This is a genomic window from Pseudomonas sp. NFX183 (genome assembly GCF_047943075.1).
In the GTDB taxonomy this organism is placed as follows: Bacteria; Pseudomonadota; Gammaproteobacteria; order Pseudomonadales; family Pseudomonadaceae; genus Aquipseudomonas.
The window spans coordinates 6,464,594-6,479,084 of the sequence record NZ_CP181333.1; the positions used below are offsets into that span (position 1 = coordinate 6,464,594).

The 14,491-nt window shown below is 55.5% G+C and carries 24 protein-coding genes; 22 read left to right on the plus strand and 2 right to left on the minus strand.

The window, feature by feature from the left end; translation table 11 throughout:
* Positions 1-3: 3 nt before the first annotated feature.
* From ACM530_RS30205 to ACM530_RS30240, 8 genes are all read left to right on the plus strand, one after another.
* On the plus strand, positions 4-1,110 hold the full coding sequence (locus tag ACM530_RS30205) for a hypothetical protein (protein WP_416363951.1): 1,107 nt from the start codon (positions 4-6) through the stop codon (positions 1,108-1,110).
* Positions 1,110-1,649 carry a hypothetical protein gene (locus ACM530_RS30210; RefSeq protein ID WP_416363952.1) on the plus strand — a complete coding sequence of 180 codons (540 nt, stop codon included), beginning with the start codon at positions 1,110-1,112 and terminating at the stop codon, positions 1,647-1,649. Before ACM530_RS30205 ends, ACM530_RS30210 begins: the two co-directional genes overlap by 1 nt.
* Positions 1,650-1,917: 268 nt before the next feature.
* A complete protein-coding gene (locus tag ACM530_RS30215; RefSeq protein ID WP_416363953.1) occupies positions 1,918-2,349 on the plus strand; it encodes a hypothetical protein in 432 nt (143 codons plus the stop codon).
* Between the two features lie 115 nt (positions 2,350-2,464).
* Positions 2,465-2,791 (plus strand): DUF2388 domain-containing protein, encoded by a 327-nt coding sequence (locus ACM530_RS30220; RefSeq protein ID WP_416363954.1) that lies wholly within the window; start codon positions 2,465-2,467, stop codon positions 2,789-2,791.
* A gap of 81 nt (positions 2,792-2,872) precedes the next feature.
* On the plus strand, positions 2,873-3,346 hold the full coding sequence (locus ACM530_RS30225; protein ID WP_416363955.1) for a hypothetical protein: 474 nt from the start codon (positions 2,873-2,875) through the stop codon (positions 3,344-3,346).
* Positions 3,347-3,580: 234 nt separating this feature from the next.
* Positions 3,581-3,991: a VOC family protein gene (locus ACM530_RS30230; protein WP_416363956.1), complete on the plus strand. Its 411-nt coding sequence runs from the start codon at positions 3,581-3,583 to the stop codon at positions 3,989-3,991.
* 647 nt (positions 3,992-4,638) lie between these two features.
* Positions 4,639-4,890: a DUF1654 domain-containing protein gene (locus ACM530_RS30235; protein WP_416363957.1), complete on the plus strand. Its 252-nt coding sequence runs from the start codon at positions 4,639-4,641 to the stop codon at positions 4,888-4,890.
* Between the two features lie 1,026 nt (positions 4,891-5,916).
* Complete coding sequence (locus ACM530_RS30240) at positions 5,917-6,300, plus strand: response regulator transcription factor (RefSeq protein WP_416363958.1); 384 nt, start codon at positions 5,917-5,919, stop codon at positions 6,298-6,300.
* Positions 6,301-6,307: 7 nt separating this feature from the next.
* Here the strand turns inward: ACM530_RS30240 and ACM530_RS30245 are convergent, their stop codons facing one another.
* A complete protein-coding gene (locus ACM530_RS30245) occupies positions 6,308-6,721 on the minus strand; it encodes a hypothetical protein (RefSeq protein WP_416363959.1) in 414 nt (137 codons plus the stop codon).
* A gap of 198 nt (positions 6,722-6,919) precedes the next feature.
* On the opposite strand from ACM530_RS30245, the gene ACM530_RS30250 reads away from it, so the two are divergent.
* The 10 genes from ACM530_RS30250 to ACM530_RS30295 all read left to right on the plus strand — a co-directional run bounded on the left by ACM530_RS30250 (position 6,920) and on the right by ACM530_RS30295 (position 11,071).
* The gene (locus ACM530_RS30250) at positions 6,920-7,126 is read left to right on the plus strand and encodes a hypothetical protein (protein ID WP_416363960.1); all 207 of its coding nucleotides are present in this window, start codon (positions 6,920-6,922) and stop codon (positions 7,124-7,126) included.
* Between the two features lie 39 nt (positions 7,127-7,165).
* Positions 7,166-7,420, plus strand: a complete 255-nt coding sequence (locus ACM530_RS30255; protein WP_200582999.1) for a hypothetical protein — start codon at positions 7,166-7,168, stop codon at positions 7,418-7,420.
* A gap of 21 nt (positions 7,421-7,441) precedes the next feature.
* On the plus strand, positions 7,442-7,879 hold the full coding sequence (locus ACM530_RS30260) for a hypothetical protein (RefSeq protein WP_416363961.1): 438 nt from the start codon (positions 7,442-7,444) through the stop codon (positions 7,877-7,879).
* On the plus strand, positions 7,876-8,061 hold the full coding sequence (locus ACM530_RS30265) for a hypothetical protein (RefSeq protein WP_416363962.1): 186 nt from the start codon (positions 7,876-7,878) through the stop codon (positions 8,059-8,061). The genes ACM530_RS30260 and ACM530_RS30265 overlap by 4 nt, the downstream gene beginning before the upstream one ends.
* Positions 8,058-8,228 carry a hypothetical protein gene (locus ACM530_RS30270; RefSeq protein WP_017528181.1) on the plus strand — a complete coding sequence of 57 codons (171 nt, stop codon included), beginning with the start codon at positions 8,058-8,060 and terminating at the stop codon, positions 8,226-8,228. The genes ACM530_RS30265 and ACM530_RS30270 overlap by 4 nt, the downstream gene beginning before the upstream one ends.
* Entirely contained in the window at positions 8,225-8,596 is a 372-nt protein-coding gene (locus tag ACM530_RS30275) for a hypothetical protein (protein WP_416363963.1), read from the plus strand. The genes ACM530_RS30270 and ACM530_RS30275 overlap by 4 nt, the downstream gene beginning before the upstream one ends.
* Before the next feature lie 156 nt (positions 8,597-8,752).
* Positions 8,753-9,478 carry a hypothetical protein gene (locus ACM530_RS30280; RefSeq protein WP_416363964.1) on the plus strand — a complete coding sequence of 242 codons (726 nt, stop codon included), beginning with the start codon at positions 8,753-8,755 and terminating at the stop codon, positions 9,476-9,478.
* The gene (locus tag ACM530_RS30285) at positions 9,475-10,038 is read left to right on the plus strand and encodes a siphovirus Gp157 family protein (protein WP_416363965.1); all 564 of its coding nucleotides are present in this window, start codon (positions 9,475-9,477) and stop codon (positions 10,036-10,038) included. The genes ACM530_RS30280 and ACM530_RS30285 overlap by 4 nt, the downstream gene beginning before the upstream one ends.
* A gap of 7 nt (positions 10,039-10,045) precedes the next feature.
* Complete coding sequence (locus tag ACM530_RS30290) at positions 10,046-10,516, plus strand: hypothetical protein (RefSeq protein ID WP_416363966.1); 471 nt, start codon at positions 10,046-10,048, stop codon at positions 10,514-10,516.
* Between the two features lie 69 nt (positions 10,517-10,585).
* Positions 10,586-11,071 carry a hypothetical protein gene (locus ACM530_RS30295; protein ID WP_416363967.1) on the plus strand — a complete coding sequence of 162 codons (486 nt, stop codon included), beginning with the start codon at positions 10,586-10,588 and terminating at the stop codon, positions 11,069-11,071.
* A 43-nt stretch (positions 11,072-11,114) separates the two neighbouring features.
* Here the strand turns inward: ACM530_RS30295 and ACM530_RS30300 are convergent, their stop codons facing one another.
* Positions 11,115-11,468 carry a hypothetical protein gene (locus ACM530_RS30300; protein WP_416363968.1) on the minus strand — a complete coding sequence of 118 codons (354 nt, stop codon included), beginning with the start codon at positions 11,466-11,468 and terminating at the stop codon, positions 11,115-11,117.
* 109 nt (positions 11,469-11,577) lie between these two features.
* Between ACM530_RS30300 and ACM530_RS30305 the strand changes: the two genes are divergently transcribed.
* From ACM530_RS30305 to ACM530_RS30320, 4 genes are all read left to right on the plus strand, one after another.
* Entirely contained in the window at positions 11,578-12,000 is a 423-nt protein-coding gene (locus ACM530_RS30305; protein ID WP_416363969.1) for a hypothetical protein, read from the plus strand.
* Positions 12,001-12,085: 85 nt separating this feature from the next.
* Complete coding sequence (locus ACM530_RS30310) at positions 12,086-12,319, plus strand: hypothetical protein (RefSeq protein WP_416363970.1); 234 nt, start codon at positions 12,086-12,088, stop codon at positions 12,317-12,319.
* A gap of 31 nt (positions 12,320-12,350) precedes the next feature.
* A complete protein-coding gene (locus tag ACM530_RS30315; RefSeq protein WP_416363971.1) occupies positions 12,351-12,476 on the plus strand; it encodes a hypothetical protein in 126 nt (41 codons plus the stop codon).
* Positions 12,477-12,880: 404 nt separating this feature from the next.
* Entirely contained in the window at positions 12,881-14,449 is a 1,569-nt protein-coding gene (locus ACM530_RS30320; protein WP_416363972.1) for a DNA cytosine methyltransferase, read from the plus strand.
* Positions 14,450-14,491 lie beyond the last annotated feature (42 nt).

The following is a 14,491-nucleotide window of genomic DNA, read 5'->3' on the forward strand; positions in this document are numbered from 1 at the left end:
CCTGTGAGTAATATAAAAAAGCAGAAAACTATACATTATAAAAATGTGGTGATCACCGGATCGCCAAATCTGCAAGCATTACTCGAAGGGGCTCTCGGGGATGCAGGAGCAATAAAGCGCCCTAACCAGCGGCAACAGAAGGCTAATGCCGAAGATACCGTGGTTATTTTCATTAACAGATTTACGAAATACAATAATATGAGTGTTGGGCAACTCGTATATCTGGAAAAAGGTAGACAGCAGCCATATATAACCGTTGACGACGAGGCTGACTTTTATTCGATAGAATCCCTCTCATCCGACGAGATTCCAGAGCAAAAAAAATCTCTTCCTGCTGACCAAGCCGAATCACCACCTTCACAACAAGTCATAAAAAAGCGTAGAGAGTTTGTCGAGTCAATCCTTTACTTTGGAGTGATTGATAATCATATGGTAATAATGCAGTCTTCAGCATTGCAAAGTAGAAGTCTCGAAGCTCATCTAAGTTGGCTTCTAACCAGCTGCACATCTACACTCACCGAAGGATCAATGTTAGTACTTAGCGATAAGCCTGCCGAGTCAGTGTTCCAAAAATTGGAAAAGTCTCCCGCCAAGAGCATTCACTTTGGGGCACCACTAACAACCGAGGTTACAGTTGATCCATCTCAACCAACCCAAAGCAAAGCACTACCAACTGGCGTGGCGCAACCAATCGATGAGGTGCACGCGAGCAAAGTACGATTTGAACCTACAGGAGTCGCTGCTGCAATCATAAGCGCCGTTGCACCCGGCCTGCTTGACAGGCTAAATCTTCGAGAGTCTCTGGACGATGCAAATATTCACCTCGCGCTGGAGATAACCTACAATCGAAGAACCAGCAAGACAGGGCAGGAGGTGATAGACTCCATCGCGACCAGCCTGCGGCATAGCCCGGCTAGCGACGTCGTTATTAACCTGAAAGGCGGCGGCAAGATTACGGGAGATGAGCTCAAGCTGTCTGGTACCGTGAATGTCGAGTACTTGCCTAGCGGACTGATAAATGAGGGATCATTGTTTCATGAAATGCTCAGATGGCTTAATGCAAAAGTGTCTTCGAGTGAGATAGATTCAACCACAGAGAGTACTGAGTAGTGAAACTTATAACTCAAGCGCAAACAAATGCTCAAAGACTTGCAGTACTTGTACCTGTATGTCTGCTAGGAGCTTATGCGCTTGGTTTATGTCAGCCATACATACCACAAGATAAAAGCATAATTCCCGTTGGAGTCATTGCAGTGCTCGCCTCCCCCATCCCTATTGCGATGGGGGTATTAAGCAAGCTTGCAGACGTTCGCAAAATGAAAAGCTTTAGCCGCCAAGAGAAAAGGCGGATCGAACCAAAAATTGACCGAAAAGTATCGGCGATCCACAAGCTTGTGATGATTTACTCTTTGCTTTCACTAATTGTTGGAGCTTCTCTTTTCTTCTCGTCAATTGACATTGGAAAAGAGTATTCCCTAGGAATATACCGATTTGCTGGCGGCGCTTTTTCTTTCGCTTTAGTTAGCTCTTGGATGCTTTTGGCGGAAAGCAAAAGGACTACAGATTTTGAATCTTTAGTGGTAAGCCGAAGCAACGAACGAAAGCAAAAGGCAGCTCTACTAAAAAGACTTGAAACGAAAAGTGATTAGTACATTGAGATATTTTAGTAGCAGGTAGACCCGGCCCAGCGCCGGGCTTCTTGTTTCTGCCCTTTCACACTCGGACTCCTTTGGTCATCCCAATTCTCAGCCCCCTCTTAAGCCCGCCCTCCGTAGCCGAATCCATCACGGCATATCTTGTTACAACCATTCGCCCGCAGGGACCGCCAGTAGAGAACTACAAACTTCTACTCCAGTCCTAATGCTAGGCGTGCTTTAAACCGTGAGCGCCTGCTGACAACCCATAGAGGTTCACAAAATGAAAATGACACTGCCCGTCCTATTATTGGGCGTCCTCATTTCGCAAGGAGCAATGGCTGCCGGAGACGGCACAGCCGGCCTTGGAGGCGGCGTTGGTGGTGCACTTGGCAACATCGTAGGCCAACAGCTCGGCGGATCAACGGGTGCGGCGGTAGGCGCCGGCGTAGGTGGTGCTGCTGGCAGTGCTGTCGGTGCTCAGAAAGGAAACAGGGCGGAAGCGGCGTTAGGTGGCGGCATCGGCTCGGCTGGGGGCTCACTCATTGGTAATCGCCTTGGGGGCACAACTGGCTCGACTATCGGCGCAGGCCTCGGCGGCGCTGCGGGTGGCGCGCTTGGAAACAACCTGGCGGATGATGAGAGCAATCATCGGTCGGATGGTAAGAAGCACAAAGGCAACAACAAGCATAAACACAAGAACAAGCATCGTTAGTTTCTGACGCGGTTCCATCGAGCCCGGCCCGGCGCCGGGCTTCTGGTTTCTGGTTTCTGGCGAGCCTCTACCCTGCTATTGTGGCGTCCTTAGATCGCAATGGAAGCAATGAAGCATGGAGTCATGGAAGACACTGGCGATAGCCCTACTGGCATCGGTCAGCACGCAGGCCGTATCAGGTGATGGCGCCAACCCTATCGCTGCCGCGATATTTCTCACAATTTCCGCGCCAACCATTTTAATTGGGGCGACCACATCCCTCACGACCGAGCCGCCGAAGGTTTTCAAGTCAGCCAAGACCGACGCCCTTGCCTACATAGGTTCGGACGGCGAGATTCGCGGCGCCCAGTTTGAGCAAGCGTGCCGACACTACCGATTGAGCTATAGATCGCCCCTCATGTCCGATATGCAGCTCGCCCAGGCGATCGTGACTACCTACTGATACAGACCTTTAACCTATCCTCAGCGTCGTGATTCCTGCCTCCGGCGTAACCGCCAAACTCATCATCCAGGTCTGCCACCAATGCCTTCCATCGTCTATGCCAATGAGTTCGACATCTGCGTATCAATGTCCGATTTAGTTTCATGGGTAGGGGACGAGCACTCACCCAATGCGCATTTAGAAGCCGCTTTGAGCGCCGCTGGAATCGAGCTAGACATTGCCAAGCTGTACAACCACGACTTCGAAGACACACCTATTGGTGCTGGTGACGTTCATGTCTATTCGTCTGCCGTGAGCGAGAGCCTAATGGTCATAGACCTGTATCGAGACCTGACCTACCAACTTGATTTGATTACGGTTTCATTGAAAATTGACAAGCCACTTACCCATTTGGTCCTTCCATTGCTCAGACGATTTTTTGATGCCGCTGAGTGCCAGGTACTTTTCAGTCAATCTACACACTCACAGCGATTGCGCTCACTGACAGATGAGAGCAGGTACCCTTTACCGATGGGGGAGAACGGGTACCGACAACAGATAATTTTCCATAAATGATGCGCACGGCTAATGAGCCACTGCCTTTCACACCCCTTTCACAGTCGGGCGCCTATGGTTACCACAGCTCCTAGTGATCATCCCTTTAGGCCCGCTAATCCCCATCGCGGGCTTTTCTTTGCCTGCGATTTAGAGGGCCAACACTCGCCCTCCCCGACTTACCCGACGACGGCTATACACGCCCACCTTCAAAATGACACGATAACGTCTCGCCTTCTTAAGTAGGAATACAGGATGTTCAGTCACGTAACCGTCGGGACAAACGATCTTGATAAGGCCTCGATCTTCTATGACGCGGTGCTGATCCCCCTGGGGCTCTGCCGCAGGCCTGTGACGCCTGATGGCGGACCACCTTCGGCATGCTGGATTAAGCCAGATAGCGTTCTCCCTCGCTTTTATGTGTACAGCCCTTTTGACCGCAATGAAGCCGGAGCAGGAAATGGCAGCATGGTGGCTTTCACCGCACCTTCTTCAAATGCGGTAGACAGCGCCTATGCAGCTGGGCTTCTTGCGGGCGGATCTGATGAAGGTGAACCTGGCCAACGTCCCCACTACGGTGACGGTTACTACGGTGCGTACCTGCGTGATCCAGATGGCAACAAGGTGCATATCGCTCATCGTGGAGATTTGTACTTGGCGGGGTAGCAGCCGCTCACAGTATGATTAGATCAAACCACACGAAGAGGCGATCTTTATGATCGCCTCTCCTCATCGCGACGCCTTCAAGTCCTGGTCCGTTATCGCGGTCCGCTACCGGGACCACCGCCAGGGCCCCCACCAGGCCCGCCACCTTGACCGTGGCCACCGTGACCACCATCGCCACCACCTCCTGGCGGCATAAAAATCCAGCATCCCGACAGAGAAGACAGCAGAGCAACAACTGCTGCAACCTTGACCAATCGATTTAAAGTCATAACTACACTCTCTATTTAGGAACAGTTGATCTGCGTGATTTATGACAGCTGCAGAATGGGTTACGTCATATTTTCGTGTAGCGACTTGGTAAGCTTTGTGTTGCAAACGACAAGGACCCATAGCAGAAACCAGCCGAGCATGGACATTCTGCTTTTTGCGACGCCCTTTTCACCTGGCATTGACAGGATAAGCGCCAAACTCCCCCTACTCCTTTGAACAATTCCCTTTAGGCCCGCCCATAAGCGGGCTTTTTTTTGCCCGACAGAAGCTCCGAGCAAGCACTTATGCATTTATGCATGAAACTTCTTGCGCCCCTCTTGCCAATTTCTGGCGGCGACAATACTGTACATACATACAGCATACGCAAGGAGCGACTTATGAACCAGGCACCCTACTCCACACCGAAACCGAGAAATTCCTACGAGCTTGTTGGTCACCGCCTGCAACGCATAATTGCCTCCCCCAGAGTGCAGAGGATTCAATTGGTCGAGGTTTCCAGGCGCGAGGATGAAAGCCCTGAAGCCTGGCACCAGGTCATCCAAGACATTGGCGATACCGCCGGGATAAGGGTGGAGCATCTGGAAGACGGAGCCGTCAGGATCGGTTGGCGCGAGTACTGCGACGCATAAAGGAGCCCGCCAAAGAGCGGGTTTTTTAACGACTTAAATTTCAGCATTCTGAATTATTAACTTCAGTATGCTTGACACTTTAATTTCAGCTTGCTTAAATTCAACTCAAGCCAGCAACGCACACCGCCGGCGAGCAGCGAGAGCTGCGCCGCTCTTTAACAGTCAGCGCAATACAGAAATACCAACAGACCGCATTGCCTCTACCGGCGACCGGCGATCAGACGGGTCAGATAGCCCGCCCACGACAGGAACACCCTGTACGGCTGATCGAGAGCGAAACGCTCTAACCGTGCGAATGACCCGGCAAGCAATGCGCTCCGCGAATCCCAGCGGTAGAAGGGAGACTCAATTGAACAGAATTAGCGGTCCCGATAGCCTCGGCTGGGAACGCCGGACCTCATGCATCCTGCCCCACTCAGCCAGGGCATTCAGAGCTGTAGCGTGCATGTTGTAAGGACCTGTGATCCATGGCGAACAGATGCTGTTTGACGCTGTGAGTAGGAAGCTCGAAGCCCACACCGAAGACGACCGGCCTGCCCTGCAATCAGCAGCGGGCAACGGGCCACACCGCTAACGCAACAACCCCGGCCTGACGTCAGTAGCGAGGTCGGGGGTTTCACCGATAGTCCTTGGCAGCAGGGACTAACGGGAAACCAACGGGAGAGATGTATGGCTAAGAAAGTTGGCAGAACCACCAAGACAGAGCCAATAGGGGTCCGAGTCAGCCCAAGAACGCGATACCTCATGGAGTTGATGGGGCGAAATCAACGACGGTCATTGACAGCAGTCATCGAAGCGGCTGTAGAGAGCTACGCCACAGAGGCGGAAAGCACGCTAGCCGCGCACACCTGGTCAACTGACGAAGGCGAGCGCTTGCTTAACTTGTACTCGAAGGCCCCGCACCTTTGCTCATTTGATGAGGAGATTGATGCCAAAGCTGCCCTGGCAGCGCGCAGCGAGTAATCGGACATTTTCACTTCTGCCACCGCATCGGTGGCAGCGGGAAACCAACCGAGGGTCACCACGATGGAAGCAACAATCATCAACGGTTCATGGAAGGGTCACCTCGGACGTGGCCTTGCGCCGCGAGAGCTTCAGTTTCTGCTTTGGATTGCCCAGGGATTTACTTCGAAAGAGATCGCCCGGGAAGCAGGCATTGAAGCTGGCACCGTCAAAAAGCGCCTGACCAATGCGATGTTCAAGCTGGGCGTGACGAAGCGTACTGCTTTGGTGGCTGAGGCCATGAAGCGCCAGATCATCACGCCGGTGTGCTTTGTTCTGGCGGCGCTGATCGCGATGCACTCGATGATCAGTGACGACTCGCTGCGTCGTGATCGCCGGGCGCCGGAACGGCGAATGGCTCAGGTGCGGATGGTACGTCGGACTGAGTGCGCTGAATTGACTGTATGAGCAGGTGCTACCGATTTTGCCGAGAACTGATTAGCTGCTGGCATCTATCAGCCATCTGAAGGAGGGACTCAGCCACATCAGACAGCACGCGGTACATCTCATGCTCGTCCGGAAACGGGTATACCTCGAGGTTGAGAGCGATCTGAATCTTGCGTAGATCTGTGCCTTCGACGAGCCAGCGCTCAGCGGTGCGAGTCATCGCTGATCCGTTGTCATCCGTCTGCCAAGCAAGAAAGTCAAATAGCCTAGCGACCTGCAGAAACGATATCGAGTCAGGGATATCGGCAAAAAGCCGATCAGCCAAATTCTCCTCCCCAAACTCAACCACTACTGCACGGACAGCGCTGAACGCTTCAGTATATTCGGGTTCGCTGCTCTCTGCTGCGATCACGTTTAACGCCCTTTCAACAACCTGATGCATAGCAATTCCTTGCTCCGATAAGGAGTGTCGATGCTACCAGCCTTCAGTACGACTCGCTAAACGGCCAGCGCCGCGGCAGCCGTGAAAGACCGGCACCCTTCCCCACCTCTATTACGTCAGCACTCCTCCCCCGCGCCCATCGGCAACCAGCGGGAGGCATGAGTGTTGACGAACACAGGTGAACCAAAGGAACGAGTCATGAACTTCCAACCGCCAGATCCGCCCGACTACGGCCACTGCCTGACCTGCAACCGGGTCATCCATGTGGACGAAAAACGCGGCGATAACTGCATTGAGTGTGATGACCAAGGAGCGAGCGACGGCGCCGATGAAAACGGGGTTCGCCCTGCAATATCTGAGGACGGCGCCTACCGTTTCAACCCGTGGACCGGCCAACACGAATAAGCCGCCCGTTCCGCCTAACCCCAAACACTGGAGGTCGCCATGGCTGCTACAGCCGAATACTCATGCCTTCGCTGCAAACAGCCATTTATTGCGCGCACCGCTGACCGGAAACGCGGCTGGGCCCGCTACTGCTCCAAGTCCTGTAAAGCCAGCAGGCAGGAACAGCGAACGGGCCAGCATGCCGCCTACCAAGATCGCAAAGAGCGCCGTTCAGATGACCATGAAGGTGGCGAGTTCACCGATGCCCACCTTTTCAGCAATGAAGAGCACGACTGCAGTAAGTCAGAAGATTAATCCGCCACCCTGGAGGCAACCATGAACGCAGCATTGAAGATATGCCAAGAGCGTTACGACGCTCAGTTGCCTCCAGAGGTCAGCGAGAGCGACGAGGTAACGGACTGGCTTGAGCATTCGGCGGAGCGCCTAGTGTGCGGCGTCGACATCAAGTGGAAGCGCCGCTACGGCCAGCCTCAAGTGGTTACGTTCGATCGGTTCTGCACGGTCCTGCAGGGCCACCTGAACCAGCGCCAAATCGACGGTCTGGACCAGCGTGATTCGTTTGCCCGGCTGCTGCTGTCGGCGATGCTCGGCAGCCAGAGCGATGCCCGGTCTCACGCCGCAGACCTGCTGGGCCAGCAACGGCCGATTGAAGCGGTCGAGAAGATCGCTGTAGCGCTGCTGAGGCCCTACGCCGAAGACGCGGTAGCAGCGGAACGGGAAGAGCGCGAAGACGATGTGGGTGCCGACCTATGAGCGCCCACATCCTGATCGACGAAGCGCTCGAAAGCTTGGCGCATGCTTCCAGTACCCAAGAAGAGGCATTAATCGTTCAGGGGCTGATCACCCAGTTCCTGATCGACCAAATCATCACCCTCAAGGAATTTGACCACTACTGCGCCCGCCTCAACAAGGTCGCGCGCAAGGAGGCAGCATGACCACTGCGCCGGTTAAATCACTGATCGACGAACAGATCGCCGAGATCGAACGCAGCCTGACAATCCTCGGCGCCGGTCTGCCGCGCGACCTGCCTGTGTCGGCACTACCGCCAAAGCTTGCTGCTGCGATCAAGGGCGGGCGTATCGCGGTGAGGGTTCGGCCGTGAGTTTCTTTGAAGACAACATCGAAGACGGCAGCCACTGCATGAGCTGCTGCGAGTTCATCGGCGAGGATGTGGGTTACACGCGCTGCTGCCGTAATTGTGGCGGCGAAGGCGGGGAGTGGAATCCAGAAGGCCACAAAAAACGCATGAAGGCCGAAGCCATGCAGCGCTTTGATGGTTGGCTGTCTCGCACCGGCATCGCTCACAAAAAGCACAACAACGGCTACCACGTCGTGCTTACGCTTCCCGATGGGCGAATGATCGATTGTTGGCCCAGCACGAAAAAATGGCAGTTGCGCGGGCAGCGAATGAGCCGAAACGGTAAGGCGCTGCATGAATTGGTGTTGCGGCAGTTGAGGCCCTGGCCATGACTACCCACCAGCGCACCCGGCGCCTACTCATCTGGCGCGGCTCCTTCTCTGCCCTCTCCGTCTGCACCTTTCTGATGTTGCTTAGCGCCCTCGCTGATCGAATCACTCAATAAACAAAACCTTCAATCGCTGCGAGCATCGCGGCAAGGATTCCCCATGTCGACGAACATGCAGATCTGGGAAAAAGTCAGCACGACCGATACCCGCTACACCAAAGCTGCCGAGGTTGGCGGTCAGAAGATCACCAGCCTGAACGGTACGGCGATGATCATGAAGGCCACGGAGATATTCGGGCCTGTCGGGATCGGGTTTGGTTGGACGGTCATGGAGGAGCGCTTCGACGAAGGCGCTGAAATGGTCAGCGGTGAAGGCGATAAACGCCTGGTGCTGGGTCGTGAACTCAACCACACCATAAAAATTCGCTTCTGGTTCGAGCTAGACGGAAAACGCGGCGAGATTGAGCAGTACGGCTGCACCCGCTACCTCTACAAATCGAAGTTCGGTACAACAACCGATGGCGAGGCGCCGAAGAAGTCGCTGACCGATGCCATCAAGAAATCGCTATCTATGCTCGGCTTCAGCGCCGACGTGTTCCTGGGGATGTTTGACGACGCGGAGTACGTCAATCAACTAAGGGACGAAGAGCTGATTGAACACGCCGAAGACCAGGAGGCCGAGAGGGCCCGCCAGCAGCAGGAGCGCCTGGACTACATCAAATCGGTTATCGACACGATGGCCGGAGCCCAGTCCCCCCAAGAGCTGAAAAAGATCCATGACGTTGCGGTACGCAAACTTACTCTGCGCAAGGACACCAAGGGCGCCGAGCGTATCTCGCTGGAATGGAAGCGAATCACCGATGCCGATAAGGAGGCTGTAGCATGACCCAGCTCTACACACTCACCGGCAAGCTGGCCGAACTTCAAGCAATGGCTGACACCGACGACGAGGGGTTGAAGGAGGCTCTGCAGTACGCGATGGAGGAGATCCAGGGCGAGTTCGGCGATAAGGCTGAGAGCGTCGTCATGCTGAGTCGGAACATCCAGGGCGACATCGACGCAATAGACAAAGAAGTCGACCGGCTGAATGAGCTCAAGCGCATCCGGAAGAATACCGTAGGCAAGCTCGACGAGTACTTGCGCAATAACATGGAGGCCTCCGACATCAAGACGATCAGGCGACCGTTGTTCACGATCACTCTGGCTTTGGCGCCCGAAAAGGTCATCGTAGATAAAGAAGACGATATCCCGGATGACTTCATCGACACCAAAACCGTGTTCTCTCCCGACAAGCGTGCTATCGCGACCAAGCTCAAGGAAATCCGAGATCACAACGCAGCCGTAAGAAAGCGTATGACGGCCGGTGAGGATGCGGAGCACGAACTTTTACCCGAACCAGCCTGGGCTCACCTGGAGCGCGGCGACAGTTCGATTCGCATCAAGTGAGGACATGATGAGCAAGCGCAAGACGCATAACCTCAAGGCACGCCTTGACCGGTCCTGCCGTTCTCTACTGGCAGTCAACCACGTCGCAGTGGTCAACATCGACCCCAGCGGCCGCCAGGGCATGATCAATTACAAGTCGCTGAAGAACATCGCGCCGGGGAAGATTGGTCAGGCCGCTTGCGGCATCCCTCACCGATGGACGATCTACATGAGCGCCATGTGCATTGACGCCCGCGGCGACCGCTACAGTAAATCGGTGGAGGTGGCGCCCGATGGCGTTTACCTCTCCGACCACTTGGAAGACGTGATCGAGCATTGCTACAAGAAGCTGCGCGACGAGGCCAACCAAAGCCAGATGGTGGCTTCAGGCTGGATCGCTATCCCCGACACACTGTCGCTGGACGAGGAGCACGCCGCGCGGATCTTCGAAGCCGTCGGTGCTTGGCGCCAGGTGAAGGTCGATTCATGCGCCGCATAGCCCGCATCCAGCAACGAAAACGTCAAACCTGGCTTGCACTGCCGGCCAGCGGAATAGAAGAGGTAGGCGATGGCAGCCGAACAGAAGGAACGCACGGCCAAGCTTGCCGAGAAACGGCAGGAACTGGGCGAGCAGGAATTGCGGCACACAGTCCCGTACGGCACCCGGCAGATGCTCGACGAGCTGATGCTCTGGCATGACATCGAGGAATTCAGCGAAGCGGTGCAACTGCTGGTGCTGAATGGACGGGCCGAGGATATGCCGCCGGCGCCGCCGAAAGTCAAAGGGCCGTCCGACATCATCCGACACTACTTCCGCGAGAGGATGCGCGAACGACTGGCTGCGCTCACCGCCGACCTGGGCGAGACGAAAGACCGGTCCACCATTTGGCGGTTAATCGCACACGCTCACTCGCTTGGTGCCGAGAAGTCCGCCTACCTGCTCGCAATTCCGCGCCACGATATGACCGTATCTGAAAACGTGGCGCGTAAATTACGGCAAGCAGGCTTCGCCGAATCGCTGCAGATGAACGCCGAAGACGACGGCGAAGAATGATTTAGGCTGAGAAAAATATGATTCGACTAACACCCATGGAGTTTTACGGTTTTAAGGAAGCTTTTCTATCATGATCGCTTTTTGCAAAAGCGAGGGCAGTTAACGCCAAAAGGAAAAATAGCAACCCGAAATATATGATCCATGCGTTATCGGGAATCTTCGCGTTTTGGGAGATCGTGAGGAGCTTTCCTGTTTGAATGTCAGGAAAACCTTCCCCTACTTTCTTCATCATAAAGCTGATTGCTATATCCCAGATTTGGAAAACAATCTGAGCAAAAAACATTGCGCCAAATAGAAACTTCAAGAGAACGCCAGTAAAAAAGCTTGGGTTAGACCAAGCAATCGTGGCTATTCCGGTGAGCAACGCGGCAAAGGCAGTCCAAAGAAAAGCTTCCACTTTTAGTATCTCCCTAATCCGGCTCCATGCCGGTCACCCGTAATACCCCAACCCAAACCAAATTGCCACCACCGGCCACCGGAGGGCGGCGCCTGACTGGAGATAATCCATGAGCAACATTCCTCCGCGCCCGAAGGCTGATAATGCAATGATCCTCGCGGCTTGCACCGTTGTTGCTGAAAAGATCAATGGGGACGCCGACACCATCGCCCAGCACTACCGCCGCCACATGGACGGTTTTGAGCTGGCAAAGGAGCTTGATAAGTATGCATCCTGGGACACTACGCGGGCTGACATGGATGCGCTGGACGAGGTCGACTATCTCGTAGATCGGGCCGAATACCTGGCGGTAAAAGCGTGGGCTGAAGAGTTCAAGCCCGAGCCGCCGCTGCCTATTGGTACCAGGGTCAAAGAAGGCGTGATCACGCGGATCTACGAGCACGCCCCGGCCATGTACTGCGTCAAAGAAGACGGCTGCACCAACGACACCCGCAGCCGGCTGATCAAGTTCGAAGACGCAGTATCCGCCTGATCCGGCTCCATGCCGGTCACCCGTAATACCCCATATCAACGAATCACGCCAGCCGGCGAGGCAGGCGCACGCTTGGAGATAACCCATGAGCACCTTTGCAGTATTTGGAATGACCCTCGATGTCGCCAAGACCGAGGCCCGCAAGAAGACGGCTGGCACCCGGAAGAACGCCAAGGCGCCGGGCGCCGTCGAGCCGATCCCGGAAGCGGAATGGTTGGAGCTGGTCGCAAAGCGCACCGAAAAGATCATGGGGGGGGGGTACGGTCCGCCAGCTCTCGCCGCTCTTCGACGCGCCGCAGTACGCCGAGCAGTTCATTGAGCTGGCCCGCAAGACGCTGAGGTGCCGCGACATGCATATCCGTGCGAAGGCCGTGCTGGTGGACGCCAACGGCAAGCCAATCATTAACCCAAAGACGAAGGTGCCAAAGGTGGGGTTTGCGGGCTGGCCAATCAAGTCAGAAGGCCAGGCCGCCTGAAGCCGCCTTGCATAGGGCTCTTTTTGTTTATTCACTCCTTTCGAATTTAAATGAATTTTAGTTAGACCCACGCGCTGTAAGGTTCAAGCGGCTTTAACTCTAGCCGAGCCCTATTAACTTGCCTCTCGGCAAACGCCGACGCCTCGAACTTGGTTTTCCCGACCTTCAGTGCAATCCTCTCCGCAGCATTATAAAACTGGCGCTCCAAGGGCGTTAGATCTTTCATAACTCACTCCAATTTAGTTTTCAACAGCACAACAATAAACAAAAATACAACTTATGGGTTTGTAAAAGCCATTTTAATCGATTGTATTTTTCAATGAGCCGAAGTTTGACATACATTCATCCGGCACAACTTCCGACACAATATTTGATTGTTTCCCAACTTAACTTCGGAGTCCTACATGCCCGTCACTTATGGAAGCGTGTGCAGCGGCATCGAAGCTGCGATACAAGCCTGGCACCCGCTGGGCATGCGCGCCGCCTGGTTCGCCGAGATTGAGCCGTTCCCCTCGGCGGTCCTGGCCCACCACTACCCCGATGTGCCGAACCACGGCGACATGACCAAGCTGGCCGCTCTGGTGCTGGCCGGCAAGATCCCGGCGCCGGAAGTGCTGGTCGGCGGCACGCCATGCCAGGCCTTCTCGGTTGCCGGTATGCGGGAAGGCCTTACCGACCCGCGTGGCGCCCTCACCATCAAATATGTGGAGCTTGCAGATGCAGTTGACTATGTTCGAGCCGGCCAGCGAAAGCCAGCCAGCGTTATCGTCTGGGAGAACGTTCCCGGCGTCCTCAGCGACAAAGGGAACGCCTTCGGATGCTTTCTTGGCGCGCTTGCTGGGGAAGACTGCGAGCTGCAGCCTCCAGGGAAGAAATGGCAGGACGCTGGTTGTGTGTATGGACCCAAAAGAACAATCGCGTGGCGGGTCCTGGACGCCCAATATTTCGGCCTGGCCCAACGACGCCGTCGTGTGTTCGTTGTCGCAAGTGCTCGAGACGGGTTCGATCCCACCGAGGTACTTTTTGAGCGAGAAGGCGTGCGCCGGGATACTGCGCCGAGCCGAGGTCAGGGGCAGGACGTTACCGGAACAGCTCCTTTCGGCCCTGCGCTCCAGTGTGGATGTGGATGCGTCTTCGCTGAATCCCTAGGCCAGTACGGCTGCCCAAACTGCGAAGGTGACGAAGGTCCGGCGGTCGATATGTTTGGCGGCATTCCAGCGTTCGGCGGCCACAGCCTTGGCGGCTCGATCGAGCGCGCAGCCACGCTAACGGCCAAAGACAGCCGGCTCGACATCGAGAGTGAAACGTTCCTCATCGCGCCGACGCTTGCCGGCGGCGGCCGGAAGAACGGTGGCTACTCCTACGATGATGTGCCCTGCGTCGCCGCGACGCTCGACGCAAGCTATGGCCGGCTTCAAGGCTGTTCCGGACAGGACGCGAACCACGGCCATAGCCATCTGGTAGCGCATGGCACGCAAGATCCATGTGTAAGTGTTGAAGTGGCACACGCCCTCGGCCGTAACAACGGTGGCGAGAATGCGGTGCTGGCCTTCACCCAGAACAGCCGAAGCGAGGTTCGATACATCGGCGCAGATGGACAGATCGTCGGCGCGCTGGCCGCCGAGGCAGGAGCTCAGCAGCAGAACTACCTGGCCTACTCCACAAAGCTGCACCACACCTCGGCCTGCGGCGCGGGCAAATGGTACGAGGAATACACAGCCTCTCTGGATGCATGCAGCCCGCCGCCGGCACTGTTGACTCCGTCACAGGTGCGGCGCCTCACTCCCGCCGAGTGCGAACGCCTTCAAGGCATGGCCGACGACTACACCCTGATCCCCTGGCGTGGCAAGCCAGCTAACGAGTGCCCGGACGGCCCCCGCTATAAGGCTATCGGCAACAGCAAGGCCGTCACCGTGGTTCGCTGGATCGGCCGGCGCCTTCTGCAACAACTCAAAACCAGCCCGTACGGCTGATTACATCGGCCAGCCGGATAATGGCCGCGATCAGGTTTATCC

Excerpts from the sequence above, each read along its gene's own strand:
- ACM530_RS30215 (WP_416363953.1), top strand. The coding sequence starts at position 1,918 with ATGAAAATGACACTGCCCGTCCTATTATTGGGCGTCCTCATTTCGCAA.
- ACM530_RS30220 (WP_416363954.1), top strand. The coding sequence starts at position 2,465 with ATGGAGTCATGGAAGACACTGGCGATAGCCCTACTGGCATCGGTCAGC.
- ACM530_RS30225 (WP_416363955.1), top strand. The coding sequence starts at position 2,873 with ATGCCTTCCATCGTCTATGCCAATGAGTTCGACATCTGCGTATCAATG.
- ACM530_RS30230 (WP_416363956.1), top strand. The coding sequence starts at position 3,581 with ATGTTCAGTCACGTAACCGTCGGGACAAACGATCTTGATAAGGCCTCG.
- ACM530_RS30235 (WP_416363957.1), top strand. The coding sequence starts at position 4,639 with ATGAACCAGGCACCCTACTCCACACCGAAACCGAGAAATTCCTACGAG.
- ACM530_RS30240 (WP_416363958.1), top strand. The coding sequence starts at position 5,917 with ATGGAAGCAACAATCATCAACGGTTCATGGAAGGGTCACCTCGGACGT.
- ACM530_RS30245 (WP_416363959.1), bottom strand. The coding sequence starts at position 6,721 with ATGCATCAGGTTGTTGAAAGGGCGTTAAACGTGATCGCAGCAGAGAGC.
- ACM530_RS30250 (WP_416363960.1), top strand. The coding sequence starts at position 6,920 with ATGAACTTCCAACCGCCAGATCCGCCCGACTACGGCCACTGCCTGACC.
- ACM530_RS30255 (WP_200582999.1), top strand. The coding sequence starts at position 7,166 with ATGGCTGCTACAGCCGAATACTCATGCCTTCGCTGCAAACAGCCATTT.
- ACM530_RS30260 (WP_416363961.1), top strand. The coding sequence starts at position 7,442 with ATGAACGCAGCATTGAAGATATGCCAAGAGCGTTACGACGCTCAGTTG.
- ACM530_RS30265 (WP_416363962.1), top strand. The coding sequence starts at position 7,876 with ATGAGCGCCCACATCCTGATCGACGAAGCGCTCGAAAGCTTGGCGCAT.
- ACM530_RS30270 (WP_017528181.1), top strand. The coding sequence starts at position 8,058 with ATGACCACTGCGCCGGTTAAATCACTGATCGACGAACAGATCGCCGAG.
- ACM530_RS30280 (WP_416363964.1), top strand. The coding sequence starts at position 8,753 with ATGTCGACGAACATGCAGATCTGGGAAAAAGTCAGCACGACCGATACC.
- ACM530_RS30285 (WP_416363965.1), top strand. The coding sequence starts at position 9,475 with ATGACCCAGCTCTACACACTCACCGGCAAGCTGGCCGAACTTCAAGCA.
- ACM530_RS30290 (WP_416363966.1), top strand. The coding sequence starts at position 10,046 with ATGAGCAAGCGCAAGACGCATAACCTCAAGGCACGCCTTGACCGGTCC.
- ACM530_RS30295 (WP_416363967.1), top strand. The coding sequence starts at position 10,586 with ATGGCAGCCGAACAGAAGGAACGCACGGCCAAGCTTGCCGAGAAACGG.
- ACM530_RS30305 (WP_416363969.1), top strand. The coding sequence starts at position 11,578 with ATGAGCAACATTCCTCCGCGCCCGAAGGCTGATAATGCAATGATCCTC.
- ACM530_RS30310 (WP_416363970.1), top strand. The coding sequence starts at position 12,086 with ATGAGCACCTTTGCAGTATTTGGAATGACCCTCGATGTCGCCAAGACC.
- ACM530_RS30315 (WP_416363971.1), top strand. The coding sequence starts at position 12,351 with ATGCATATCCGTGCGAAGGCCGTGCTGGTGGACGCCAACGGCAAGCCA.
- ACM530_RS30320 (WP_416363972.1), top strand. The coding sequence starts at position 12,881 with ATGCCCGTCACTTATGGAAGCGTGTGCAGCGGCATCGAAGCTGCGATA.